This window comes from Streptomyces sp. NBC_00984 (assembly GCF_045162475.1).
GTDB lineage: Bacteria > Actinomycetota > Actinomycetes > Streptomycetales > Streptomycetaceae > Streptomyces.
The window spans coordinates 5,811,721-5,836,189 of sequence record NZ_CP108734.1 but is presented as its reverse complement, the minus strand read 5'-3'; the positions used below and the strand labels follow the sequence as shown (position 1 = coordinate 5,836,189).

Here is a 24,469-nt window from a genome sequence, read left to right as displayed (position 1 = left end):
CCCCGGGCGCCCCACCGCACCCGCTCCGGCCCGTCCGCCCCGCTCCCGGCGATCAGCCGGGCCGGGAACCGACACCGGTCCGGCGGGCGGAATCCGGTCGCTGTCGGTTGCCACCACCCGATTCCGTACGATCAGCCGTCCGACCTGCCCAGGGGGCGCAAAGAAGCGGTTGATCACCCGGGTTGTGCGCCGGTGCAATGACTGAATCACGTATGCACAACCGTCTATTTTCGGCCAACTTCATACCCGTGCCCATTCCTTGCCGAATTGGCCGATCAACCCCCTTGCCACCAGGCAGGAAGAGACCGCGCGGTACGCTTCCACCCAACGGGGACGGGCCATCAACGCCAGACGCACTTCCCTGCACGGCTTTCGGATGAAACGCTTCGTGATCGAATGCTTCCCGCCAAGTGGCCTTGTCGACATAACGCCGGTTGGTGAACTTGTCACGCCGGCACCACGGGACGCAGTAGATTCGATCTTGGGTATCGAAGTCTGGGGAACTCGTGCAGGACCGAGGGGAAAAGTGCAGGTGCGACAGGCCCGTAAGGACCAGGGAGACGCGAACACCGAGGGGGGCTTAGCGTCATGAGCCAGGACTCCGCCGCCGCAACGGAGGCTGTACGGAAGCTCAGTGGACGTCGACGACGAGAAGTCGTCGCCGTGCTGCTGTTCAGCGGCGGCCCCATCTTCGAGAGTTCGATCCCGCTCTCCGTGTTCGGAATCGACCGCCAGGACGCGGGAGTTCCGCGCTACCGACTCCTCGTCTGCGGCGGGGAAGAAGGACCGCTGCGGACCACCGGGGGACTCGAACTCACCGCGCCCTACGGGCTGGAGGCGATCAGCAGGGCCGGCACCGTCGTGGTGCCCGCCTGGCGTTCGATCACCTCGCCGCCGCCCGCCGAGGCGCTGGAGGCGCTGCGCCGCGCCCACGAGGAGGGCGCCCGCATCGTCGGGCTGTGCACGGGCGCGTTCGTGCTCGCCGCCGCCGGCCTGCTGGACGGCCGCCCGGCGACCACACACTGGATGTACGCACCGACGCTGGCCAAGCGCTATCCGTCGGTCCATGTCGATCCGCGTGAGCTGTTCGTCGACGACGGCGATGTGCTCACCTCCGCGGGGACAGCGGCGGGGATCGATCTCTGTCTGCACATAGTCCGCACGGACCACGGCACGGAGGCCGCCGGGGCACTGGCCCGCCGGCTCGTCGTGCCGTCGCGGCGCAGTGGCGGCCAGGAGCGCTACCTCGACAGGTCTTTACCCGAGGAGATCGGCTCCGACCCGCTCGCCGAGGTCGTGGCCTGGGCACTGGAGCATCTCCACGAGCAGTTCGACGTGGAGACGCTGGCCGCGCGCGCCTACATGAGCAGGCGGACCTTCGACCGCAGGTTCCGTTCGCTCACCGGCAGCGCACCGCTCCAGTGGCTGATCACCCAGCGGGTGCTGCAGGCGCAGCGGCTGCTGGAGACGTCCGAGTACTCGGTCGACGAGGTGGCGGGCCGCTGCGGCTTCCGCTCGCCGGTCGCGCTGCGCGGACACTTCCGGCGTCAACTGGGCTCCTCCCCCGCCGCGTACCGGGCCGCCTACCGGGCCCGTCGTCCGCAGGGCGGTGGCGCGGAGCCGGTGACCACGGCGACCGAGCCGGTCGTACCCGCCCAGGGCAATGCGGCGATCCGGCGTGCCGCGGCCACGGCCACCTCGCCGGGCCCGCATGCCGTCGCGGCGCCGACGGTCGGTACGGTCCAGCCGGAGCAGGGGAAACCCGGCCCCGACGCGTACACGACCGGGCGCCCGACCCTGCCGGGCCAGCGGAGCGCCCCGTAGGGTGGGGCCATGAACGATCGCATGGTGTGGATCGACTGCGAGATGACCGGGCTCTCGTTGACGGAAGACGCACTCATCGAGGTGGCCGCACTGGTCACCGACTCGGAGCTGAACGTGCTCGGCGAAGGGGTGGACATCGTGATCCGCCCGCCGGACGCGGCCCTGGAGACCATGCCCGAGGTGGTGCGGCAGATGCACACCGCCTCGGGCCTCCTCGACGAGCTGGCCGGGGGCACCACCCTGGCCGACGCCGAGGCCCAGGTGCTGAACTACGTCCGCGAGCATGTGAAGGAGCCCGGCAAGGCCCCGCTCTGCGGGAACTCGGTCTCCACCGACCGCGGTTTCCTGGCGCGGGACATGGCGGCCCTGGAGGGCTACCTCCACTACCGGATCGTCGATGTCTCCTCGGTCAAGGAGCTGGCGCGCCGCTGGTACCCGAGGGCGTACTTCAACAGCCCGGCCAAGAACGGCAACCACCGGGCGCTCGCGGACATCCGTGACTCCATCACGGAGCTGCGCTACTACCGCGAGGCGGTCTTCGTGCCGCAGCCCGGTCCGGACTCGGAGCGTGCGAAGGCCATCGCGGCACGCGTCGCGCCGCCCGCGCCGTAGGACCTTGTGAAGCCGCTGGTCATGGCCCTTTCGGGGGCCGGGATCAGCGGCTGAACAACTGGGGAGCGAGCACCCTCTCGGACCCTGTACACTTTTTCTCGGCCGGTCAGAAAAAGACCGGACATGGTGGGTATAGCTCAGATGGTAGAGCACCTGGTTGTGGTCCAGGATGTCGCGGGTTCGAGTCCCGTTACTCACCCTGAAGGGAAGGGCCCCGGTCTTCGGACCGGGGCCCTTCTCGTGTCTGAGCCCCTCTCAGGGGGCGGCCGTGTGACGGCCGTCACGAGGAGTCGCGGACGACCAGTTCGGTGGGGAGCACGATCTGCGGGCGCTCCTGGCTCTCGCTCGCGATCTCCCTGAGCAGTACGCGGGCCATCGTGCGGCCCATCTCCTCGATCGGCTGGCGCACGCTGGTGAGGGCCGGGTCCATGTGGCGGGCCACCGCCGAGTCGTCGAAGCCGATGAGGGCCACGTCGTCCGGGATGCGCCGGCCGGCCTCGCGCAGCACCTGACGGGCGCCCGCGGCCATGACGTCGGAGGCCGCGAAGACCGCGTCGACGTCGGGGCGGCGGGCGAGCAGCTCGCGCATGGCCCGCGCACCGCCCTCCTCGGTGAAGTCGGCCGGGGCGATCAGCCGCTCGTCCGGTTCGAGACCGGCCCCGGACATCGCCTCGCGGTAGCCGTCGAGACGGCGCTGCGCCCCGTAGACGTCCCGGGGTCCGGTGATCGTGGCGATGGCGCGGCGCCCCCGGGAGACGAGATGGCCGACCGCGGCGCCGGCGCCCCCGAAGTTGTCGGAGTCGACCGAGGCGAGCGTTTCGGAGGCCCATCTGCGGCCGCTCATCACGGCCGGCATGCCGAGCTGCTCCAGCAGGTCCGGCAGCGGGTCGTCGGCGTGGACGGAGACCAGCAGCACGCCGTCGACGCGGTGCGCGGTCAGGTACTGGGCCAGCCGGCGGCGCTCGCGGTCGTTGCCGACGAGGGTGAGCAGCAGTTGCATGTCGGTGTCGGCGAGCGCCGCGCCGACACCGCGGACGATGTCGGAGAAGTACGGCTCGGCGAAGAAGCGGGTCTCCGGCTCGGGCACCACCAGGGCGATGGCGTCCGTGCGGTTCCCGGCGAGCGCGCGGGCCGCGCGATTCGGTACGTAGCCCAGCTCGGCGACGGCCGCCTCCACCGCCTCGCGGGTGTGCGCGCTGACCCGTGGTGAGCCGTTGATGACCCGCGAGGCCGTGCCGCGCCCCACCCCTGCCCGTGCCGCGACCTCTTCGAGCGTGGGCCGGCCACCGCTCCGTACTCGCGCTGCCGTCATGGCTGCCTCCCGTTCGCGGTCAATTTCTCACAGCCGGATGGGCAAACCCAAGCGTGGGGGAACGCCGGGGACCCGGCCGCGGGCGGCCGGGTCCGGGCGGGGAGGTGCTCGGTCAGCCGAGGCCGGTGGCCGGGGACGCGGCCGGGGGCAGCGCGTGGCGGCGGATGACGTCGGCGTACCAGTGGGCGCTCGCCTTGGGGATGCGGCGCTGGGTGTCGTAGTCGACGTAGACGGCACCGAAGCGCTTGGAGTACCCGTACGCCCACTCGAAGTTGTCCATCAGGGACCAGAGGAAGTAGCCCCGGACGTCCACCCCGTCGGCCGCGGCCCGCCGCACGGCGTCGAGGTGGCCGTGCAGGTACTCGATCCGCTCGGGGTCCTCCACCAGCCCCTCGGGCGAGAGGTCGTCGTCGAAGGCGGCGCCGTTCTCGGTGACCATCAGCGGCAGGCCGGGGTGGTCCCGGGAGACGTCGGCGAGCAGCTCGTACAGCCCGTCCGGGTCGATCGCCCAGTTCATCGCGGTGCGTTTCCTGCCCTCGGCGAGGTGGAAGGCGACGTGCTCGGAGCCGGGCCACGGGGAGTGGTCGCTGTCGCCGTGCCCGTCGTCGCGCGAGTCGCCGGAGCCGTCGGCGGGCGTGGAGACCAGCGTCGGCGTGTAGTAGTTGACGCCCAGGACGTCGACCGGGCCGGAGATGGTGGCCAGGTCGCCGTCCCGGACCAGCTCCGGCCAGTCCACCAGGTGCCCGGTGTCGGCGAGCAGGTCCTCCGGGTACGCGCCGCGCAGCATCGGACCGGTGAAGATCCGGTTGCCCACCGCGTCGATCCGGCGGGCGGCGTCCGCGTCGGCCGCGCTGCCGGTCAGCGGGCGGACGTGGTGGAGGTTGAGGGTGACCGAGATCTGCGCGGTGGCGGGGAGGCGGTCGCGCAGGACCCCGGTCGCCCGGCCATGGGCGAGGTTGAGATGGTGGGCGGCGCGCAGCGCGGCGGCGGGCTCGGTGCGGCCGGGGGCGTGCACGCCGGAGCCGTAGCCGAGGAAGGCCGAGCACCACGGTTCGTTGAGGGTGGTCCAGGTGCTGACGCGGTCGCCGAGGGCTCCGGCCATGATGTCGGCGTAGTCGGCGAAGCGTTCGGCGGTCACCCGCTGGGGCCAGCCGCCCGCGTCCTCCAGTTCCTGGGGCAGGTCCCAGTGGTAGAGGGTGGCGACGGGCGCGATGCCCGCTTCGAGGAGCTCGTCGACGAGCCTGCGGTAGAAGTCCAGGCCGCGTTCGACGGCGGGACCGCGGCCGGTGGGCTGCACCCGGGACCAGGAGACGGAGAAGCGGTAGGCCGTCAGGCCGAGCCGCTTCATCAGCGCCACGTCGTCGCGGTAGCGGTGGTAGTGGTCGGCGGCGATGTCTCCGGTGTCGCCGTTGCGGACCTTGCCCGGCGTGCGGCTGAAGGTGTCCCAGATGGAAGGGGTGCGGCCGTCCTCGGCCGCGGCGCCCTCGACCTGGTAGGCGGCGGTGGCCGCCCCCCAGACGAAACCGGTCGGGAATTCCGCTGCCTCGGGTGCGGCCTTCGGGGCGGTGTCGGGTCGGACGGCAGTCATGCGGGAGCGCTCCCAGGGGTGGACGGGCAGGGGGACGGGCAGGGGGACGGGCAGGGACAGGCAGGAGAAAGCGGATGACGCGGTGTCAGCCCTTCACGGCGCCGGACATGATCCCGCCGACGATCCGCTTGCCGAAGATCACGAACACCACGAGCAGCGGCAGCGTGCTGATCAGCGCACCGGCCATCACGATGCTCTGGTCCGGGGTGTACGAGGCGCTCAGCTGGCCGAGGGCCACCTGGAGCGTGGGGTTCTGCTGGTTGAGGGCGAGATAGGGCCAGAAGAAGTCGTTCCACGCCTGCACGAAGGTGAGCATCCCCAGCACCATCATGGCGGGGCGGGCCACCGGCAGGACCACGCTGCGCACGATGCGGAAGTTGCTCGCGCCGTCGATCTTGGCGGCCTCGACGAGTTCGTAGGGCAGCGCCTCGCTCAGGTACTGCCGCATGAAGAACACCCCGAAGGCGCTCACCAGGGTCGGGAAGATCACCGACTCCAGCTGCCCGCCCCAGCCGATGTCGGACATCATCATGAACAGCGGGACGACACTGAGCTGCGGCGGGATCGTGAGCGTGGCGATGACGCCGGTCATCAGCGCGCCGCGGCCCCGGAAGCGCATCTTGGCGAAGGCGTAGCCGGCCAGGGTGCAGAAGAAGAGCGTCGCCGCCGTGATGCAGCCGGCGACGAGGAAGCTGTTGACGATCGCCTTGCCGAGGTGTGCCTGGTTCCAGGCCGCGTCCAGGTTGTGCAGCAGCCGCCCGCCCGGCAGGAACGGCGGTGTGGTGGCGAGCACCTCGTCCTGGGTGTGGGACGCGGCCACCAGCGTCCAGTAGAGCGGCAGCAGCGAGCCGATACCGACGACGGCCAGGGCGATGTAGGCGAACGGGCCGCCCTGCAACTGCTTGCCCGCGCCCGGCCTGAACCGGCTCGGGCGCCGCGTGTCCCGTCGGCGGGCGGGCGGGACCGCGGGTTCCGGGGCTTTGACGGTACTGGTCATGGTCATGGAATTCGCTCCCGGTCAGACCGCGGATGTGCGTACGAAGCGGCCGATGAGCCGGTTGACCGCGGCGATGATCAGCAGGAGGGCGAGCATCGCCCAGGCCACTGCGGCGGCCGGACCGAGGTGCCCGAGATTCCAGCCGTAGTTGTAGAGGTAGACGCTGAGCGTCTCGTACTGATTCTCATTGCCGCCGGTGGCTCCGAGCCTGCCGCCCTCCAGCAGCAGCGGCTCGCCGAACAGCTGCATGGAGCCGATGGTCGAGATGACGATCGTGAAGAGGATCGTGGGCCGCAGCGAGGGGATGGTCACCTTGCGGAACTGCTGCCAGCGCGATGCGCCGTCCAGCGACGCCGCCTCGTACAGATCGGCCGGCACGGCCTGCATGGCGGCCAGATAGATCAGGGCGTTGTAGCCGGTCCAGCGCCAGATGACGATGACGGAGATCGCGATCTTCGAAGTCCAGTGGCCGTTGGCCCAGTTGGTGTCGCCGAGCCCGGCGAAGTGCAGTACCCAGTTCAGCAGTCCGCCGTCGGCCCGGAAGACCAGGGCGAAGACGAGGGCCGCGGAGGCCACCGAGGTGGCGTACGGGGTGAGGACGACCGTCCGCCAGAAGGTGCTGGCGCGGAGCCGGTAGTTCAGCAGGTGGGCCAGGCCCAGTGCGACGAGCAGCTGCGGGACCGTCGACATGACGCCGATCAGGAAGGTGTTGGTGACGGCCGTCCAGAACTCCGCGTCGTGCAGGATCTTGTCGAAGTTGTCCCAGCCGACCCACTCCATCTGATTCAGACCGGTCATCTCCACCCGGTGCAGCGCGATCCATCCGGTGTAGAGCAGCGGATAGAGGCCGAACGCGCCGAAGACGAGGAAGAACGGGGCTATGTAGGCGTACGGCGATGCCTTGTCGTCGAACCGCCACAGCCGGCTCCGCCAGGTCTGCCGGCCGGATCGGGCCGACGCGGGCGGGGATCCGCCGGGTGGCGGGGCGTATGCGTCCCGGGTGGGAGTCGAGGTGGCCACGGGCGGGAGTCCTTCCCTGGGTGACGGGGCGCCCTGGCGGGGCGTGGGCCGGGGCTGGTGCTGGAGTGGTGCTGGGGCTGGTGCTGGGGCTGGGTGGTTCGCGCGGGTACGGGGCGGGGCGGGCGGGCCGGTGCGGGCGGCTCCGAGGGCCGCCCGCACCGGCGGCGGTCAGCCGATCGCCTTGTCGATCGCGTCGGTCGCTGCCTTCCATGCCTTGTCGGGGCTGGTGCCGCGCTGCTCCATGTTGGTGATCTGGGTCGAGATGGTGTCCTTGATGACACCGTCCTTCGGGCCGAGTACCGCCTCGGGGATGGACTTGGCCTCGTCGGCGTAGATCTGTCCGATCGGGGCGTCGTTGAAGTACGGGAGCTTCGCGTTCTTCACGTCCGGCAGTTCGTACGCGCCCTTGTTGGACGGGAAGACACCGATCGCCTTGAACACGGCCGCCTGCTGCTCGGGCGCGGTCAGCCACTTCACGAGCTTGCCGGCCTCCTCGACGTTCTTGCCCGACTTGGGCACGGTGAGGAAGGAGCCGCCCCAGTTGGCGGCGGTCGCACCCGGCGCGGTGGTGATGTCCCACTTGCCCTTGTTGCCCTCACCGGCGTTGGCAGAGATCTGACCGGCCATCCAGGCGGGGCAGGCGACGGTGGCGATGGTGCCCTTGCGCAGCGCGGGGACCCAGGTGTTGGTGTCGAACTGGGCAAGGCCCTGGGAGAGCTTCTTGGACGCGACCTCGGCGGCCAGGTCCCAGCCCTGCTGGACGCTGGGGCTCTCCTTGTAGATCGGCTTGCCGCTCTCGTCGTAGTACTGCTCGGCGTTCGAGCTCACGACCGCGTTGAACATGGCACTCGCGGAGTCCATGAAGTACGTCCCCGCCGGGGCCTTCTTCTTGTACTCCTCACCGAGCTTGATGTAGTCCTCCCAGCCGCCCCCGACCTTCTTGGCGATCTCCGCGCGGTCGGTCGGCAGACCGGCCTTCCTGAACAGGTCGGTGTTGTAGCAGAGGGACATCGGACCGATGTCGGTGCCCGCGCCGATCACCGCGCCACTGGGCGCGGTGGCCTGCTTGGCCTTCCAGGAGACCCAGTCGTCGACGTCGATCACCTTGCCGAGGTCGACGAAGGAGTCCGCCTTGGTGTCGGCGATCTCCTTGATCCGGCCGACCTCGATGCCCTGGATGTCGGCGAGACCGCTGCCCGAGTTCAGCTGCTGGAGCAGCTTGGGGTAGTAGATCTTCTCGTCGGCGGTGACGTCTTCCTTGATCGTGATGTTCGGGTGCAGTTCGTGGTACTTGGCGAAGAGTCCGGCCTCCTTGTAGCCGAACTGCCCGAAGTCGGCGACGGTCAGCGTGATGTTCCCGTTCGCGTCGGGGCCCGTGCTGCCCGACGAGTCCGAGTCGCTGCTGCAGCCGGTCAGCAGCAGGGCCGGGACCGTCAGGCCCGTGGTGGCCAGAACCGCGGCTCTGCGGCTCCGGCCGGCGACGGTGTGGGTGATGCGCATTCCACTACTCCTTGTTCCGGGTGGGACGTTCCGGGGTGGGGCTGGCGTTCTGACTGCGCGGCGGGGTCGCCGGTGAGTGCGGGTGCCGCGCGGTTCAAGGGGGAGGGCACGGGCAGTGCCGTTCGGGCGGGAGGACCGTCCGATGTGGGAGCGCTCCCATGCGTCGATGTCGGAAGGTTCCTGCCTTGAAGGGGTGGGTGTCAAGAGTTGAAGACGCTTCCGTTGCCCGAGCGTGTCCGGCAAGTCACGGGACCGTGTCCGGCCGCGGTCTTGCCACAACCCGCATACGCCGCCCGGGATTTCGCACCGCCCGGAGAGCACGCAGGCCAGAGGCCCGGCGGGGAAGGTCCACCACACCGGTCGCCCGGGACCGCACCCGCCGCGCCGCATTTCCGCCCGCCGCCGGGAGCGGCCCTCGTCACCCCCGGTTCACACCGGCCCGCCCGCCGGAAGGTGAACGGGGTGCCGTACGGCGGGGCGGTCGGGGGCGGGCCCGCCTTTTCCCTCCGAAGCCGGTCTCCCGCGTCCCCTTGGAGTCGCCCCGCCCTCTTGGAGTCGATTCGCCTCGGGGCCCGTCCGACCCCGATCCGCCGGACAGGCTCTAAGCCGCCCGCAGCCGGGCCAGCGTGGATTCGAGTTCGGCCTGTGCGGCCTGCCCCGCCGACTCCGCGTCCCCGGCGACCACGGCCCGTACCAGCGCGTCATGGGTGGCGTCGCCGTGGTCCGGATCCTCGCGGCGCAGGCCGAACAGCTCCACGAGGTCGATGAGCCCCTGCCGCAGTGCCGGTGCGAACTCGCCGAAGAGATCGGTGAGTACGGGATTGTGGGCCGCGGCCACCACGGCCCGGTGCAGTGCGATGTCCGCGTCCACGAACTCCGCGTCTCCCCCGGCCCCCGCCGCCCGCCGTGCGGCGAGCGCCGCGTCGAGGGCGATCAGGTCCTCGTCCGTACGGCGCCGGGCGGCCAGCCGGGCGGCCTGGACCTCGATCAGCATGCGCACCTCGTACACATCGGTGACCGCGGCCCGGCGCAGCCGGGTCGGCCAGTCCTCCGTCACCCGGTCGGCGATGACGAAGACGCCCGCGCCCTGGCGGGACTGGAGCAGTCCGAGCGTGGCCAGGGTGCGTACCGCCTCACGGACCGTGGAGCGGCCCACGCCGAGCGCCTTGGCCAGGGTCGTCTCGCCGGGGATCTTCGTGCCGACCGGCCAGTGCCCCTCGGTGATCTGCTCGCGCAGATGGTTCGTGGCCTGTTCGACCAGGGGGCTGGGGCGGAGCGGACCGAGCGAGGACACGGGGTTCACCTGTCAGGTTGTCTGAGGACTTGTTGTGTGGCTACTCTACCGGCCATGACGCACAGCGGTCTCCTTCTTCTCGGCTGCCGCGGCGGGGCCTGAAGCGACCGGCACCCCGCCGCGGGGTGCCGTGCTGCGCCGGTCGCGTCCGGCGATGCGAGAAGAGACCGTCCTCATGTCCGACCGTCAGTCACCGATGCACGGCTTCCCCACCATCTGCGCCCCGCGCGGGCCCGTGCCCGCCGACGCCCCCCGCTGGAATCCGCAGCGGGCGAGTTCCATGCCCTCCCACCGCTATCGCTCCGCGTTCGACCGCGTCGAGGTCCCGCTGACCGGCCGTACCTGGCCGCAGGCCCGTATCCAGCATGCCCCGCTCTGGGTGCCGGTGGATCTGCGCGACGGCAACCAGGCGCTGGCCGAGCCCATGGACACGCCGCGCAAGCGCCGGATGTTCGATCTGCTCGTCGCGATGGGATTCAAGGAGATCGAGATCGGCTATCCCTCCGCGAGCCGCACCGACTTCGACTTCGTCCGGCACCTGGCCGGAAGCGGCGCCGTACCGGACGACGTGACCGTGGTCGTCTTCACCCCGGCCAAGCAGGATCTGATCGAGCGGACCTTCGAGTCCATCGAGGGGATGGACCGCGCGGTCGTCCATCTGTACATCCCGACCGCCCCCGTCTGGCGCGACGTGGTGCTCGGCCGCAGCCGGGCCGAGGTGCACGGCACGGTGCTGGAGTCCGCGCGGCAGATGGAGCGGCTGGCGCGGGCGCGGCCCGGGACGGACATCCGGTTCGAGTTCTCCCCCGAGGTGTTCGTCCTCACCGAGCCGGACTTCATCCTGGAGATCTGCAACAGCCTCACCGAGCTGTGGGACGCCTCCCCGGACCGGCCGGTCATCCACAACCTGCCCGCCACGGTGGAGATCGCGACGCCGAACGTGTACGCGGACCAGATCGAGTACATGCACCGTCATCTGGAGCGGCGGGACTCGGTGATCCTCTCCGTCCATCCGCACAACGACCGCGGCACCGGCACCGCGTGCGCCGAACTCGCCGTCCTGGCGGGCGCGCAGCGGGTGGAGGGCTGCCTGTTCGGCAACGGGGAGCGCACCGGCAACGTCGACCTGGTCAATCTGGCCCTCAATCTGCATGCCCAGGGCGTCGACCCGATGATCGACTTCTCCGACATCGACGAGATCCGCCGCACGGTCGAGTACTGCAACCGGCTGCCGGTGCCGCCCCGCCACCCCTACGGCGGCGATCTCGTGTACACGGCGTTCTCCGGCACCCACCAGGACGCCATCAGCAAGGGCTTCGCCCACCACGCGAGCAGTGGCTCCGAGCTGTGGTCGGTGCCGTATCTGCCGATCGACCCGGCGGACGTGGGACGTACGTACGAGGCGGTCATCCGGGTCAACAGCCAGTCCGGGAAGGGGGGCATCGCCCATCTGCTGCGGAGCAACTACGGGATGGATCTGCCGGCCCGGCTGCGCGCGGACTTCTCCCGCACGGTGCAGGCCGCGACCGACGACAGCGGTCTGGAGGCCACGCCGAAGGATCTGTGGGAGCTGTTCGACACGGCGTACCTGACGCCCGGACGGGACGGGAGCGTGGCCCTGACCTCCTGGTCCACGGACCGGAACCCGGCCGGTGAGCACCGGTTCGTCTGCACGCTGCGGGTGAACGAACGGGAGGGCGACTACGAGGGCACGGGCAATGGTCCGGTGTCGGCGTTCACCCGTGCGCTGGCCGCCGCCGGCATCGAGGTGGACATCCTCGACTTCACGGAGCACGCGACGGGTCCGGGGCAGGGCAGCCCGGCGATGGCGTACGCGGAGTGCCGGGTGGGCGGAGAGGTGTGCTGGGGAGCGGGCCAGGACACCTCCGTCCTCACGGCCTCGATCCTGGCGGTGCTGTCGGCGGTGAACCGGGCGGAGGGGACGCACGGCCGCACCGCATAGGGGCGCGCATCCCGGCCGGTTGTGGGGGGGGCGGCCGGGATGCGCGGACGATGTCGAGACCGAGCCCGGTCGACCCCACCGCGCCCTTCGTGCCCCTCGCCCCGCCCCGCCCCGCCCGCTGCCGCCGCGGGTGACGGCCGCCACCGGGTCGGCGAGGCCGCCGCCCGCGCCGCCCCGAAGCCTTCCGCCGCCCCGCTCCGGCGGCCGTCCCGCGCCCGCACGGGCCGCCCCTCGCCCGCCCGTTCCGCCACGGGCGCGGGCACGGTGAGGAGTTGTACGACGGAGGGCGGCCGGGTGGTCTTCGAGCTCGGCGGGCACTCGGCGAAGCTGGTCTCGGCGACCCCGGCACCGGACTGGTCGGTGCGGATCTGGACGAACTCGACCTGGATCCGGGTGGGTTTCGGCCGGGACGGCGGTACGACGGTGTCGGTCTTCTGCACCTGGAACGACCATCCGCCACAGGTCGAGATCGCCTGACCGGTCATCAGCGCCTATCCGAAGGCCGAGGGGGGCGGCGCCGGGGACGGCTTGGCGTCCGCGTCACTCACCGGCGCCGCACCGCCGGTGAAGTCGGCGAGGGCCCGCCCGTGTTCGACGCGTCCGGGATGCGGATCGGTCGCGACCCGGCGGGTCAGCTCCGCGACCTTCAGCGGCAGGTCCGAGGCGAGCAGCACGGCGTTGCCGAAGCGGCGGCCTCGCCACACGGTCGGGTCGGCGGCGAGCGCCAGCTCGGGGAAGACCGTGGCCGCGGTGGCGATCTGGCCGCGCAGATGGGTCAGCGGCGGCCCGTCCGCCAGGTTGGCCACATAGCTCCCGCCGGGCTTCAGGACCCGGCGGACCTCGGCGAGGAACTCGGTGCTGGTGAGGTGTGCGGGGGTACGGGCCCCGCTGAAGACATCGGCGATGACGAGATCCGCCCAGCCGTCCTGGATCTTCCCGAGCCCGGCGCGGGCGTCGGTGGCCCTGACCCGGATCCTGGCCTGCGGGTCCAACGGCAGCTCCCGGCGGACCAGTTGGACGAGCGCGGCGTCCACCTCGACGATCTGCTGGGTGGAACGGGGCCGGGTCGCGGCGATGTAGCGGGCGAGCGTGAAGGCCCCGCCGCCCAGGTGCACCACGTGCAGGGGCTGTCCGGGAGGTGCGACGAGATCGGCGATGTGGCCGATCCTGCGCTGGTACTCGAAGGACAGGAACGTGGGGTCGTCGAGATCCACATGGGACTGCGGTGCGCCGTCCAGCGTCAGCGTCCAGGCGCGTGCCCGCTCCCGGTCGGGGACCAGCTCGGCGAGGGAGCCGTCCACCGGTTCGGCGAGGGGCTCCGCCCCGCGTCCGCCGCGCTCGGCCCTGCCCCCGCTCTTCTCCTCGGCCGTGCTCCCGGCTCTGCTCCCGGCCTTGCGGTCGGACCGCTTGCGGGCGCCCGCACCCCCGCTCGACGCTCCTCGACGTGCCACCGCTGCTCGTGCCCGCTCACTGCTCTTCGCTCCGGACCGGTACAGGACCGGCCGTGCCGGGGAAACCCGCCCACCTGCCCATTATGGGCACGCGGGCGAGGACCGGACGTCAGCGGCAGTTGTCGGCGGCTTCGATCAGCCGGGCCGCCTGGTCGAGCGCGGCCCGCAGCACGGCCGGGTCGGTGACCGGGGCGTCGTCCTCCGGCGGCAGCAGCCAGCCGCTGCCGGTGACCGGCGGCTCGGCAGGGATGCGCAGCCCGCGGCCGGCGGTCTGCGTACAGGCGCTGCCCGGTACGTCCCATGCCTCGGCGGTCCCCGGCGGCACGAGGAAGCCGAGGGTGTCGCAGGCGCCGTCGTGCAGGACCGGGCCGATGTCCTGCTCGGCGTCCCGGCGCAGGATGTCCACGGCCTCCAGGCCCTGGCGGGCCGGGACGGTCACCAGGTCGCAGGGTTCGGCACCGTGGTCCTCCGTGGCCGTGGTGGGCGCCGGAGCGCCCGATACGGCCGGGGTCGTCGCAGTCGTCCGCGAGTCGGTCTCCGTGCCGAGATGCAACAAGGGACCTCTCCTCTCATCGCCGGGCGGAGCCGGATTCCGTCTCCGCATGGACCAACGCGCCGACGGCGTCAAGGGCTACGGTGCCACGCCGCCGCAAAGGGTGGCAGTTCATGGCGGATTGCGGGCGAGATGCCCGCTTTGTTGGCAATCGCTCCGTGTGTGACTCGTCACAGCGGGTACGTTCTTGCTCCGCCGGGACACCGGAAGCAGGAGGCCCGGCTGCAGAAGAGAGGTCCCCGCCCATGGTGTCGACAGGGGCAGTTCCCAACCTCACCTTCCGGCGGCTGCGCGGCCGGCGCTCCGCCGGGGAGTTCGCTGCCGCGGTACGCAGATCGGCCCGCGAGATCGGCGAGCAGGTCGCGTGCGACGCCCGGTACATCGGACGCGTGGAGTCCGGGGAGATCCGCTGCCCCAACTACGCGTACGAACGGGTCTTCCTGCACATGTTCCCCGGAACGACCCTGGCGGACCTGGGCTTCTCACCGCGCGAGACCGTACGCGGCCGGGGGGCGCGGACCACTGCCGAAAGTCCACCGCCCCCTACGCTCCACAGCGACCCCGACGAGGAGAGCGACGTGCTGCGTCGCGTATTCATGACGAGCGGCACCACCACGATGGCGACCGCGACCCTGGGCCCGTGCCTCGGCTCCACATCCGCCTCTGCCGCCCCGCCCGACCCGTACCGGGTCGGCGAGAGCGAGGTGAGCGCCGTCGAGAAGGCGGTGCGGCAGATCCGGCTGCTCGACGACCGGCACGGCGGTGACGGCCTGTACCGCAGGGCGTCCCGGCCGCTGCGGGCGGCGTACGCGCTGCTCGACTCCGGGGCGGCCACCAAGCGCTCCACCGCCGACAGACTGCGTGCCGGAGCGGGCGAACTGGCCATCTCGGTGGGCTGGCTGGCCCATGACTCGGGCCGGTTCGAGGACGCCCGCTCGCACTACGCGGAGGCGCTCGCCACGGCGCGGGTGGCCGGTGATCCGGCGCTGGAGGCACACGCGTTCTGCAATACGTCGTTCCTGGCCCGGGACACCGGGCGGCCCCGCGAGTCCGTGCGCGCGGCGGAGGCCGGACAACGGGCGGCCCAGCCGCTGGGCTCGCCCCGGCTGCTGGCACTGCTCGCGCTGCGGGAGGCCGGGGGCCGGGCGGGGCTCGGGGACCGTACCGGCTGCGAACGGGCCCTCGGCCGGGCGCACACCGCGTTCGGGCGCGGTCCCTGCGACGCCGATCCGGAGTGGATGACCTTCTTCCGGGAGGCGGAGCTGGAGATGCTGGAGGCGCAGTGCTGGTCGGCGCTGGGCGACTGGTCGCGGGCGGCCCGGCACGCGCGGCGGGCCACCCGGCTCCAGGACCCGCACTTCACCCGGAACCTGGCGCTGTACCGGGCCGAGCTGACCTGGGACCTGGCCCGCGCGGGCCGGGCCACGGAGGCGGCGACGGCGGGCCACCAGGTGCTGGACCTGCTGGACCGCGTCCAGTCGACCCGCATCCGGGCGATGCTGGCGGAGGCGGTAGGAGTGCTGATGCCGCAGCGGGGCGTGGCGGAGGTACGGGAGTTCCTGGAGCGGTACGCGGAGATGGCGGAGGCCGCCACGTCCGCGTAGGCCTCAGAGCCTGTCGGGTGACCTTCGTCCGCCCGGTCGGAGGTCACCCGACAGGCTCTCAGCGGTCCAGGTGGCCCGTGTCGTTCCAGCGTTCGATCGCGGGGGCTCCGTACGCCCATCCCAGCACCGACAGCGACGTCGGATCGAGCCGGATCCGCGCCGCGAACGACACGTCCTCGCCGAGCCACCGCGCGCCCAGCGCCCGCAGGATGTGACCGTGGGCGAAGACCAGCACATCGCGGTCGGCCGAGCGGGCCCACGCCACGATCTCGTCGGCGCGGGCGGACAGCTCGGCCAGGGTCTCCCCCTCCGGCACCCCGTCGCGCCAGATGAACCAGTCCGGGCGGATCGCCTTGATCTCGGCCGGGGTCATCCCCTCGTACGCCCCGTAGTCCCACTCCATGAGCGCGTCCCACGGCTCGGCCCGGTCCGCGAATCCCGCGAGGTCGCAGGTCTCCCTGGCCCGCAGCAACGGGCTGGTGCGCACTTCGAGGCCCGGCAGGTCCGCCCACGGCCCGTGCCGCAGCCGCTCGCCTAGGAGCTTCGCGCCCGCACGGCCGGTGTCGAGCAGCGGGATGTCCGTCCTGCCGGTGTGATTGCCCTTGACCGACCATTCCGTCTGGCCGTGCCGGGCGAGCAGGATACGCGGTGCCATGACGGCTCTCCCTGAACTGAGATCTGAGGCCGGCGATCGAGACGATACGGATCATCCGGTTTTCCCATCATCGCGCACGTGATCGCGAGGCAACCTCCCGGGCCGGACCGACGTCCCACTCTGCGCAGAGAAATCTGCGCGCGCACGGGGCTCCGAAAGGCCCCCGGGGGAATCGCGACCGAGCCGCACCGTACGGTTGAACGCCCGCCGTCGGTCGCATGAACACATGATGGAGAACTTCCGGATGCAGCATGCCAGCACCGCGCCCGTGCCGCGCCCGCGGCCCCGTTGGTGGACCGAGCTGCCACTGCTGGCCCTGGTGTACGGGGCCTACTCGGCGGGCCGGCTGGTGGCGCGCGGCGACGTGTCCACCGCCGTCGACCACGGCCTGAGCATCCTGCGCCTGGAGAAGACGCTCCACATCAACCTCGAACATCCGCTCAACCGGCTGCTCACCGCGCACCCCTCGATAGGCATACCCTCCGACTTCGCGTACGCGTCCCTGCACTATCTCGTCACCCCGGCCGTCCTGATCTGGCTCTTCCGCCGCCGCCAGGAGGTCTACCGCAAGGCCCGCACCTGGCTGATGACCTCCACCCTGCTCGGCCTGATCGGCTTCACGCTGATGCCGACCTGCCCGCCCCGGCTGCTGGAGGCCCAACACGGCTTCGTCGACACGATGGCGCAGTACAGCTCGTACGGCTGGTGGGGCACGGAGGCCAGCGCCCCGCGCGGCATGGGCGGAATGACCAATCAGTACGCGGCGATGCCGAGCCTGCACGTCGGCTGGGCGCTCTGGTGCGGAATCCTGCTGTGGCGCCACAGCAAGAACCCGTACGTCCGGGCCGCGGGTGTCGCCTACCCCCTGATCACCACGTTCGTGGTGATGGGCACGGCCAACCACTACCTCCTCGACGCGGTCGCGGGCGCCGCCGTGATGGGCGTCGGAGCCCTGCTGGCCCGGCCCGTGATGCGCCTCGCGGACCGGATCAGGGACCGGGTCGAAGCCCGCTTCCCGCGGGTCGCCCCGGTCGCGAAGTCCCCGATTGTCAGTGCCGGATGCAAGACTTCCGCGGGTGAGCGAATCCCTGGCCAGCGGACCACCTCCGCAGACTCCACCGATGCCGCGGCATCGGCCGACGCAGACGCCTCGGCCGGTCGCGCACCCCGGGCCGACACCGGCGCCCCCGCAGGAGCGGGAGCGGCGGGGGACGACACTCCGGCAACGGCTCGCTGAGCTGCGGGGACCGGCCGTCCCGCCCCGTCCGCTGGACGCCCGCGCGCTGGCCGCCCTCGCCGCCAATCCGGGCTGCCGGCGGCGCGCCCTGCTGGACGGCGCCGGGGTGGACAAGGCCGCGCTGGCCACGGCGCTCGGTTCGCCGGCCCCCTTCGGCCAGTCGCAGTTCGCCTTCATCCGGGGCAACGCCTTCGAGGCCAAGGTCAAGGCCGACGGGGGCACGGAGCTGATGCGGCTGCTGCACGAGCGCCTCGGCGGCGGTGGCGGGGCGCCGCACGAGGTCGCGGTGCCCGATCTGACCGCGGCCGGGCCCGAGGGCCGCACCGCGCGTACGGCGCTGGCGCTGCGGGAGGCGACCGAGGCGGGCGGCTGGGCGCTGCTGGACCACCCGATGCTGGCCCTGGAGGTGGCGGGCTCGCCCGCCTATCTGGAGCCGGACGCGGTGGCGGTGCACCCCGACGGCACCTGGACGGTCGTCGAGATCAAGTCCTTCCCCATGGTCGACGGCTCGGCCGACGCGGCCAAGGTCGGCGCGGCGGCCCGGCAGTCCGCCGTCTATGTGCTGGCGCTGGAGCGGATCGCGGAGCTGACCGAGGGCGCCGAGGTCGGCCACCGGGTGCTGCTGGTCTGTCCGAAGGACTTCTCCAACCTGCCCACCGCCTCGGTCGTCGACGTACGCAAACAGCGCGCGGTCACCCGCCGCCAGCTGACCAGGCTGACCCGGATCGAGGACATCGCGGCGGCCCTGCCCGAGGGCACCACCTTCGACCCGGAGTGCCCCCGGCAGCAGCTCGACGCCGCGGTCGAATCGGTCGGCGCGGCCTACGCCCCGGAGTGCCTGGCCGCCTGCGAGCTGGCCTTCCACTGCCGGGCGAAGGCGCGCGAGGCCGGTGCCGTGGAGGCGCTGGGGCGGAGTGTGCGCGGTGAGCTCGGCGGGCTGACCACGGTGGGCGAGGTGCTGGCCGCCGCCGCGGGCAAGGAGGGCGACCCGGCGGATCCGACGGTCGCGGCCCTGCGGCGCGCGGCGGCCCTGCGCGCCGAGGCGCTGGCGGGCGGTCCGGCATGTCGCTGATCAGCACCCTGGCCCGGCTGGAGGCCGTGGAGAGCGGCCGGGCCCGGCCGATGGCGACGGTCCTGCACCGCCATCTCACCGACCGGCCCCTCGTCCTGGTTCCGCTGACCACGGCCGGTGAGGCGGGTGCCCCGCTGGGCGCGCTCGTCGGGACCGACCGGGCGGCGCCCCGGCTGCTGACGGTCTCGCAGCCGCGCGACCGGGACCTGCGGTTCGCGTTCCTCGCCGAGCTGGCCGAGGCGGTGCTGCCGCACATCGAGGCGTACGAGGACGTCGTCGAGCCGGCCGAGCGCAACGAGACCGATCCGGAGACCGGGAAGAAGGTCAAGGTCGAGGTCGAGCTGTGCGCGGACGCGCCGCAGCTGATCGTGCCGAGCCGGGCGGGCATCGAGTTCGTACGGCTGCTGGGCCGCTCCATGCGGTTCCGGCGTACCGCCGAGGACGATCCCGACACCCCGTACCCCGCGCCCGCCCGGGTCCCGCTGCTGGGCCGCTGGCTGACGCACTACGGGGAGCGGGCCAGGGTGCCCGGCTCCTCGCTGCTGCTCGCCGCGACCGATCTGCTGAACCGGCACTGGGCGACCGGGCAGAGCAGCCTGGAGGATCAGCACCTGGGTGCGCTGCTGGCCTGGATCGACGCCCCGGCGGGCGAGTCGGGCGCCTCGGCGGCGCTCCGTGCGGAGCTGGCGCGGGACGGCGAGGGACAGCTGCTGTGCCCGCCGGCCGGTCCGGCGACGGACCCGGCGTTCGACAACCGGCTGCTGGCGCCCGCCATCGAGAAGTACGACCGGGCGCGCACCTCGCTCGCGGCGGCCGAGGACGGTCCGGCGGCCGATGCCCGGCTCGCCGAACTGACCGCCGCCGAGCGGGAGATCAGGGCAAGGCTGGCCGGGGTGACGCGGCCGACGTGGGACGCGGTGTGGCGGGGGCTCGACCTGCTGAGGGAGCTCCCCGAGGGGGCCAGGGCCGAGGACCGCTGGACCAGGGACCGCTGGTCGTTCACCGGTCACCGGGACCGGGTGCGCTCGGGTGAGCCGCCGCAGCCGCGCCGGGACGACGCGGTGACGGCGGCGCAGAAGCTGGCCTCGCGGGAGACGGCCCAGGCCCAGCTGGAGGCCCAGGAGGCGCTGGACGATCCGCTGGTGCTGGCCGGGCGGCGGCTGGCCGGCGAGGCCTTCCTCGCCGAGGTGACGGAGGTGGTGATGGCGTACAGCGAGTCCAAGCGCCCGTCGCCGCGCCCGCTGGTCACGGTCCGCACGGACGAGCACCCGCACCTCGGCGAGCGCACCAAGGTGTACCGCTCGCTGGAGGGCAGGCCGCAGACCGCCGAGTTCGTGCGGTACGCCGAGCCGGAAGGCGGGGGAGCGGCCCTGCTGGTGCTGCGGATCCTCGACCGGATGGGCCGGAGCAAGGAGCCGGCCCCGGGTTCGGTGCCCGAGCAGGGTGACCGGATCGCCTGGACGCTCTTCGAGCACGATCAGCGCGGCGGCCCGAAGCTGCCGGACCCGGAGCAGACTCCCTGGACGCACGGCGGCCCGCCGGGTGCGGCCGGGCATGCCGAGAGCCCCGACCCCGTGACCGCGGAGGACCTCCTGTGACGGCCGTATTCGACCCGGGCGCCCAGGCCGCGCGGGCGACCGACGCGATCCTCGCCGACACCCTGGGCGGAACGTCGCGCGGCATCGTGGTGGACTCCCCGCCGGGCGCCGGCAAGTCGACGCTCGTGGTGCGCGCCGCACTCGAACTCGCTTCGGCCGGCCATCCGCTGATGGTGGTCGCGCAGACGAACGCCCAGGTCGACGACCTGGTGGTGCGGCTGGCCGAGAAGGATCCGGGGCTGCCGGTCGGCCGGCTGCACAGCAATGACACCGACCCGTACGACAAGGTCCTGGACGGGCTGGCCAACGTACGGAAGTCGGCGAAGGCGTCCGATCTCGCCGGGCTCGACGTCGTCATCTCGACGGCCGCCAAGTGGGCGCATGTGAAGAACGTCGAGCCGTGGGGCCACGCGATCGTCGACGAGGCGTACCAGATGCGTTCGGACGCGCTGCTGGCCGTCGCGGGGCTCTTCGAGCGGGCACTGTTCGTCGGCGATCCGGGCCAGTTGGACCCGTTCTCGATCGTCGGCGCGGACCAGTGGGCGGGGCTTTCGTACGACCCGTCCGCGAGTGCGGTCTCCACGCTGCTCGCGCACAATCCCCATCTGCCGCAGCACCGGCTGCCGGTGTCGTGGCGGCTGCCCGCGTCCGCGGCACCGCTGGTCTCGGACGCGTTCTACCCGTACACCCCGTTCCGCAGCGGTACGGACCACGGCGACCGGCGGCTGTCGTTCGGCGTCGCGTCCGACGGCTCGGCCCCGGACCGGGTGCTGGACGAGGCCGCGGAGTCCGGCTGGGGCCTGCTCGAACTCCCGGCCAGGCACACCCCGCGCACCGACCCGGAGGCGGTGCGCGCGGTGGCCCTGGTCGTCCGCCGACTGCTGGACCGGGGCGGCGCGGCGACCAGCGAGCGCTCCCCGGACCCGGTGCCGGTGACGGCGGACCGGGTCGCGGTCGGCACCGCCCATCGCGACCAGGCCGCGGCGGTCCGGGCGGCGCTCGCGGAGCTGGGGGTGACGGGCGTCGCGGTGGACACGGCGAACCGGCTCCAGGGCCGCGAGTTCGATGTGACGGTGGTCCTGCACCCGCTGTCCGGCCGGCCCGACGCCACGGCCTTCCATCTGGAGACGGGCCGCCTCTGCGTGCTGGCCTCGCGCCACCGGCACGCCTGCATCGTGGTGTGCCGGGCGGGCGTCGCCGAGCTGCTGGACGAACATCCGTCGACGGAGCCGGTGCAGCTGGGCGTCACGGTGAAGTTCCCGGACGGCTGGGAGGCGAACCACGCGGTGCTGGCGCATCTGGCGGAGCACCGGGTGCGGTGGGCGGGGTGACGGCGGCGAGGGCCCGGGGCCTCGCCGTGCGCCGGGCCCTCTTGCGGGACGTTGGAGAATGGAAGGTGGCCATCGGCCCGACCCGAGGAGGCAACACCACATGGCACAACCCGAGCGGAACGGGCAGCAGCGGCTGCGCCCCGCGCCCCTGCTCTTCGAGCCGTCGGCGGCGGCCGCCGATCCTGAGCACTTCTTCGACCTGGAGTCGATGGACGATCCGAAGGAGTTGCTGTCCCGCGCCACCGAGCTGACCCTGGCGTTCCGTGCCGCGGCCGACCGCGCGGTCGAGTTCCAGGCCGTCGCCGCCGCCCAGCTCGCCGATCCGCGCCGGTTCGACCGGCTCACGACCGCGGACATCGCGCAGCGCGCGCAGTGGACCGAGGACTATGCCAAGAAGATGGTCGAGTTCGGCCGGAGCCTGCTGGGCGGTGCCACGCCCTGAGGCCGTACCGGGCCGGCCGTCGCGGGCGGCCGGAGCACGGCCATCGGACCGGTGACGCCCCGCCGCTGGGCAGGTGACCGGCCCCGGCCGGCACCCCGGGCGGACCGCCCGTCCCGCCCGGTTCTGACTCCGGGTAGCACCACTGGCATATGCCCGAGCGCAAGATACTCCTCCCCACCCCGGCCTGTCCCGGTTTCCGGCAACTCTCGGAATCCACTCGATCACTCCAGGTAGATATGTCGGCATGACCGCATGGCTGCCAGACAACTCGACCCTGCACCACGGCGACGCCCTCCACCACGGCGCCGATGTCTTCGCCGTTCTGCGGAATCAGGGCGCGAACCAGACGGCGCACGTCACGGCGGCCGGTGCCGCCTGGCTCGCCGGCGCCGCCGCGTATCCGCGCAGCACGCTGTCCCAGTGGGAGGCCCACCCCTCCTCGCCCGGGGTGCTGCCGTGCGGGTCGGCCTTCGACGTGGTGAACGTGCCCACCCTCTTCGGGCGCCGGATGCTGGAACACCTGTGGTCCGACGGTCCCGGCTCCGGGCCGGTGGCCACGCACCGCGGCCGGATGCTGCTGTTCGCCTCGCCCGGCACCGCCCAGCGGCTCCCCTCGCTGCTCGACTGGGAGGAGTGGGGCGGCGGACCCGAACCGCGGGCCGCCATGGGCCCGGGAGGGCGGGACGGCGGCGACGGCAAGGTCCCGCCGCTGCTCTGCCACGGCACCGGGGACGCGGTGACCGTACCGCCCCTGATCTGCACCTCCACCACCCCCGGCCCCCGCTGGCTGGTCGCCCCCGACACCCGCAGCCCCTGGCTGCCTGGCCCCGATGTGCTGCTCTGGGCCTGTGTGCGGGTGACCAGGTCGGCGCCCTCGTCGGTGGCCAGGAATTCGATTTTTCCTCCCGCCGATCCGGATGCTAATGTCTACGACGTCAGCAGGCGCCGCTAGCTCAGTTGGTTAGAGCAGCTGACTCTTAATCAGCGGGTCCGGGGTTCGAGTCCCTGGCGGCGCACAGACGGAAGAAGCCCTCTCGCGGAAGCGAGGGGGCTTCTTCGTGCGAGGAAGCCCGGAGAACCACCCCTTACGTTCCGGTGGTGACCCGGACCGTCCAGGCACCCGACGGCGTCCGGTCGGCGACCTCGACCTTCGTGTGCCCGCCGGGGATGCTGTACGTCTCGCCGACCCGCAGCGGGGCGTCCGCGAGCGGCGCGTAGACCGAGCGGTCCCAGCAGGCGTCGGTGCGGGGGTGGGTGTCGATGACCTCGACCGGACCGCCGCCGGACGGGGTCTTGCTGCGCACCCGGTAGAGCAGGACGCCTTCGGTGCAGGTCGTGCTGTCGTTGCCGGTGGCGCTGCGGGCCTCGATGACCACGGCACTGTCCTCGCCGGTCCGGATCACCGCGAGCCGGGTGCCGATGGAGGCCCCGGGCTCGGGCACGGCGGCCATCGGCTCCAGGGTGATGTCCCGGCTGCTCTGGACGCAGATCACCTGTTTGCGGTCCAGCCAGCCCAGCTTCCACTTGTGCCAGCCGAAGAAGTCCGGCGCGAGTCCGAACTGGCTGCCCATCACGTCCCAGTCGCCGACGTAGGTGTCCCAGTCGCCCTTGCCGTCGGACGGCCGGTGGTAGAGGTCCGGCAGGTCGAAGACGTGCCCGGTCTCGTGGGCCAGCACATTGCGGTCCGGCGGGTGCTGTTCGAAGACGGTGACGACGCGGCGGATGGCCGCGCCGTCGGCGTGCAGCGGCTGTTCGAAGTTGACGACCTTGGTGGCGTCGGAGTCGACGCCCGGGGCGTCCGGGTCGGCGACCAGATAGACGATGTCGTACCGGGAGAAGTCCACCTTCGGATCGGCCGCGGCGACGGCGTCGCGCAGATAGCTGCTGCGCCGGTCGTTGTCCCAGTCGCGCCGTATGCCGTACTGGTCGGACGTCCTGGGCATCCGGATCCACTGCCGCATCGGGTGCGGGCGCAGGGTGAACTTCCCGTACGAGGCGCGCTGGAAGAACCGGGTGGTGGCGGGGAAGTGGTCGGCGGCGAGCTCTCCGGGGGTCATGACGGGGGTGTGGTCCGGGAAGGAAAGGAAGATCATGACCGCGTCGAGGGGATGGTCGGGGCGGGGGTAGGAGCCGTTCCAGTCGCTGACGCCGAGCGAGTGGTGTGCCTCGGTCCGGGGCAGGGCGCAGGGGCCCGCCTCACCGGTGGCGGCCACGGCGGGCCCGGCGACGAGGGAGGTGGCAGCGAGCGCCAGAAGAGAGGTCACGGCGGCACCCACAGCGCGCAGGGTCGGCCTCTCCACTCCCCCGGATCTGTGCTGACGCGGCACATCTACCTCCGGGTACGAGATGCGGTCACCCACCCACCCTGTGATGATTCAAGGCTTTCGTCCTGTTGAGCTGCCCCAGTCGAGTCAGC

The 24,469-nt window shown here is 72.1% G+C and carries 21 protein-coding genes and 2 tRNA genes; 13 read left to right on the top strand and 10 right to left on the bottom strand.

The window, feature by feature from the left end:
• Window positions 1–588 precede the first annotated feature (588 nt).
• The 3 genes from OG520_RS26130 to OG520_RS26120 all read left to right on the top strand — a co-directional run bounded on the left by OG520_RS26130 (window position 589) and on the right by OG520_RS26120 (window position 2,635).
• Complete coding sequence (locus OG520_RS26130; protein WP_399329562.1) at window positions 589–1,824, top strand: helix-turn-helix domain-containing protein; 1,236 nt, start codon at window positions 589–591, stop codon at window positions 1,822–1,824.
• Window positions 1,825–1,833: 9 nt separating this feature from the next.
• A complete protein-coding gene (gene orn / locus OG520_RS26125; RefSeq protein WP_399329563.1) occupies window positions 1,834–2,436 on the top strand; it encodes an oligoribonuclease in 603 nt (200 codons plus the stop codon).
• A 126-nt stretch (window positions 2,437–2,562) separates the two neighbouring features.
• Window positions 2,563–2,635, top strand: a tRNA-His gene (locus tag OG520_RS26120).
• A gap of 81 nt (window positions 2,636–2,716) precedes the next feature.
• Here OG520_RS26120 and OG520_RS26115 read toward each other — a convergent pair.
• From OG520_RS26115 to OG520_RS26090, 6 genes are all read right to left on the bottom strand, one after another.
• Window positions 2,717–3,748 carry a LacI family DNA-binding transcriptional regulator gene (locus OG520_RS26115; protein ID WP_399329564.1) on the bottom strand — a complete coding sequence of 344 codons (1,032 nt, stop codon included), beginning with the start codon at window positions 3,746–3,748 and terminating at the stop codon, window positions 2,717–2,719.
• A 112-nt stretch (window positions 3,749–3,860) separates the two neighbouring features.
• Window positions 3,861–5,336 (bottom strand): GH1 family beta-glucosidase, encoded by a 1,476-nt coding sequence (locus tag OG520_RS26110; RefSeq protein ID WP_406014810.1) that lies wholly within the window; start codon window positions 5,334–5,336, stop codon window positions 3,861–3,863.
• Window positions 5,337–5,421: 85 nt separating this feature from the next.
• Window positions 5,422–6,339, bottom strand: coding sequence for a carbohydrate ABC transporter permease (locus OG520_RS26105; RefSeq protein ID WP_406014809.1), 918 nt, complete (start codon window positions 6,337–6,339; stop codon window positions 5,422–5,424).
• A 15-nt stretch (window positions 6,340–6,354) separates the two neighbouring features.
• Complete coding sequence (locus tag OG520_RS26100; protein ID WP_399329567.1) at window positions 6,355–7,353, bottom strand: carbohydrate ABC transporter permease; 999 nt, start codon at window positions 7,351–7,353, stop codon at window positions 6,355–6,357.
• Between the two features lie 168 nt (window positions 7,354–7,521).
• Window positions 7,522–8,853, bottom strand: a complete 1,332-nt coding sequence (locus OG520_RS26095; RefSeq protein WP_406014808.1) for an extracellular solute-binding protein — start codon at window positions 8,851–8,853, stop codon at window positions 7,522–7,524.
• A gap of 601 nt (window positions 8,854–9,454) precedes the next feature.
• Window positions 9,455–10,156 (bottom strand): FadR/GntR family transcriptional regulator, encoded by a 702-nt coding sequence (locus tag OG520_RS26090; RefSeq protein WP_406014807.1) that lies wholly within the window; start codon window positions 10,154–10,156, stop codon window positions 9,455–9,457.
• 145 nt (window positions 10,157–10,301) lie between these two features.
• Here OG520_RS26090 and leuA point away from each other — a divergent pair, with 145 nt between their 5' ends.
• The gene (gene leuA / locus OG520_RS26085; protein WP_406014806.1) at window positions 10,302–12,110 is read left to right on the top strand and encodes a 2-isopropylmalate synthase; all 1,809 of its coding nucleotides are present in this window, start codon (window positions 10,302–10,304) and stop codon (window positions 12,108–12,110) included.
• 294 nt (window positions 12,111–12,404) lie between these two features.
• Window positions 12,405–12,587, top strand: coding sequence for a hypothetical protein (locus OG520_RS26080; protein ID WP_406014805.1), 183 nt, complete (start codon window positions 12,405–12,407; stop codon window positions 12,585–12,587).
• Window positions 12,588–12,601: 14 nt separating this feature from the next.
• Here the strand turns inward: OG520_RS26080 and OG520_RS26075 are convergent, their stop codons facing one another.
• Window positions 12,602–13,561: a spermidine synthase gene (locus OG520_RS26075; protein ID WP_406014804.1), complete on the bottom strand. Its 960-nt coding sequence runs from the start codon at window positions 13,559–13,561 to the stop codon at window positions 12,602–12,604.
• Window positions 13,562–13,670: 109 nt separating this feature from the next.
• Complete coding sequence (locus OG520_RS26070) at window positions 13,671–14,117, bottom strand: hypothetical protein (RefSeq protein ID WP_406014803.1); 447 nt, start codon at window positions 14,115–14,117, stop codon at window positions 13,671–13,673.
• A gap of 242 nt (window positions 14,118–14,359) precedes the next feature.
• Here OG520_RS26070 and OG520_RS26065 point away from each other — a divergent pair, with 242 nt between their 5' ends.
• Window positions 14,360–15,718, top strand: a complete 1,359-nt coding sequence (locus tag OG520_RS26065; RefSeq protein WP_406014802.1) for a tetratricopeptide repeat protein — start codon at window positions 14,360–14,362, stop codon at window positions 15,716–15,718.
• A 58-nt stretch (window positions 15,719–15,776) separates the two neighbouring features.
• On the opposite strand, the gene OG520_RS26060 is transcribed toward OG520_RS26065, so the two are convergent.
• Window positions 15,777–16,373: a histidine phosphatase family protein gene (locus tag OG520_RS26060; RefSeq protein ID WP_385324097.1), complete on the bottom strand. Its 597-nt coding sequence runs from the start codon at window positions 16,371–16,373 to the stop codon at window positions 15,777–15,779.
• A gap of 244 nt (window positions 16,374–16,617) precedes the next feature.
• Here OG520_RS26060 and OG520_RS26055 point away from each other — a divergent pair, with 244 nt between their 5' ends.
• From OG520_RS26055 to OG520_RS26025, 7 genes are all read left to right on the top strand, one after another.
• Window positions 16,618–17,610 (top strand): phosphatase PAP2 family protein, encoded by a 993-nt coding sequence (locus OG520_RS26055; RefSeq protein WP_399329573.1) that lies wholly within the window; start codon window positions 16,618–16,620, stop codon window positions 17,608–17,610.
• On the top strand, window positions 17,495–18,682 hold the full coding sequence (locus tag OG520_RS26050) for a hypothetical protein (protein ID WP_406014801.1): 1,188 nt from the start codon (window positions 17,495–17,497) through the stop codon (window positions 18,680–18,682). Before OG520_RS26055 ends, OG520_RS26050 begins: the two co-directional genes overlap by 116 nt.
• The gene (locus OG520_RS26045) at window positions 18,673–20,280 is read left to right on the top strand and encodes a hypothetical protein (RefSeq protein WP_406014800.1); all 1,608 of its coding nucleotides are present in this window, start codon (window positions 18,673–18,675) and stop codon (window positions 20,278–20,280) included. The genes OG520_RS26050 and OG520_RS26045 overlap by 10 nt, the downstream gene beginning before the upstream one ends.
• A complete protein-coding gene (locus tag OG520_RS26040) occupies window positions 20,277–21,611 on the top strand; it encodes an AAA domain-containing protein (protein WP_406014799.1) in 1,335 nt (444 codons plus the stop codon). Before OG520_RS26045 ends, OG520_RS26040 begins: the two co-directional genes overlap by 4 nt.
• Window positions 21,612–21,711: 100 nt before the next feature.
• A complete protein-coding gene (locus OG520_RS26035) occupies window positions 21,712–22,053 on the top strand; it encodes a hypothetical protein (RefSeq protein ID WP_406014798.1) in 342 nt (113 codons plus the stop codon).
• A gap of 244 nt (window positions 22,054–22,297) precedes the next feature.
• Window positions 22,298–23,005 carry a hypothetical protein gene (locus tag OG520_RS26030; RefSeq protein WP_406014797.1) on the top strand — a complete coding sequence of 236 codons (708 nt, stop codon included), beginning with the start codon at window positions 22,298–22,300 and terminating at the stop codon, window positions 23,003–23,005.
• A tRNA-Lys gene (locus OG520_RS26025) sits at window positions 22,996–23,069 on the top strand. The genes OG520_RS26030 and OG520_RS26025 overlap by 10 nt, the downstream gene beginning before the upstream one ends.
• Before the next feature lie 69 nt (window positions 23,070–23,138).
• Here OG520_RS26025 and OG520_RS26020 read toward each other — a convergent pair.
• Window positions 23,139–24,353, bottom strand: a complete 1,215-nt coding sequence (locus tag OG520_RS26020; protein WP_406014796.1) for a M6 family metalloprotease domain-containing protein — start codon at window positions 24,351–24,353, stop codon at window positions 23,139–23,141.
• Between the last annotated feature and the right edge of the window lie 116 nt (window positions 24,354–24,469).

Bases quoted from the DNA above. Each gene is read 5' to 3' on its own strand.
- OG520_RS26035 (WP_406014798.1), top strand. From the start codon at position 21,712: ATGGCACAACCCGAGCGGAACGGGCAGCAGCGGCTGCGCCCCGCGCCC.
- OG520_RS26115 (WP_399329564.1), bottom strand. From the start codon at position 3,748: ATGACGGCAGCGCGAGTACGGAGCGGTGGCCGGCCCACGCTCGAAGAG.
- OG520_RS26055 (WP_399329573.1), top strand. From the start codon at position 16,618: ATGCAGCATGCCAGCACCGCGCCCGTGCCGCGCCCGCGGCCCCGTTGG.
- leuA (WP_406014806.1), top strand. From the start codon at position 10,302: ATGCGAGAAGAGACCGTCCTCATGTCCGACCGTCAGTCACCGATGCAC.
- OG520_RS26045 (WP_406014800.1), top strand. From the start codon at position 18,673: ATGTCGCTGATCAGCACCCTGGCCCGGCTGGAGGCCGTGGAGAGCGGC.
- OG520_RS26050 (WP_406014801.1), top strand. From the start codon at position 17,495: ATGCCGCGGCATCGGCCGACGCAGACGCCTCGGCCGGTCGCGCACCCC.
- OG520_RS26060 (WP_385324097.1), bottom strand. From the start codon at position 16,373: ATGGCACCGCGTATCCTGCTCGCCCGGCACGGCCAGACGGAATGGTCG.
- OG520_RS26065 (WP_406014802.1), top strand. From the start codon at position 14,360: ATGGTGTCGACAGGGGCAGTTCCCAACCTCACCTTCCGGCGGCTGCGC.
- OG520_RS26095 (WP_406014808.1), bottom strand. From the start codon at position 8,853: ATGCGCATCACCCACACCGTCGCCGGCCGGAGCCGCAGAGCCGCGGTT.
- OG520_RS26110 (WP_406014810.1), bottom strand. From the start codon at position 5,336: ATGACTGCCGTCCGACCCGACACCGCCCCGAAGGCCGCACCCGAGGCA.
- OG520_RS26030 (WP_406014797.1), top strand. From the start codon at position 22,298: ATGACCGCATGGCTGCCAGACAACTCGACCCTGCACCACGGCGACGCC.
- OG520_RS26130 (WP_399329562.1), top strand. From the start codon at position 589: ATGAGCCAGGACTCCGCCGCCGCAACGGAGGCTGTACGGAAGCTCAGT.
- orn (WP_399329563.1), top strand. From the start codon at position 1,834: ATGAACGATCGCATGGTGTGGATCGACTGCGAGATGACCGGGCTCTCG.
- OG520_RS26105 (WP_406014809.1), bottom strand. From the start codon at position 6,339: ATGACCATGACCAGTACCGTCAAAGCCCCGGAACCCGCGGTCCCGCCC.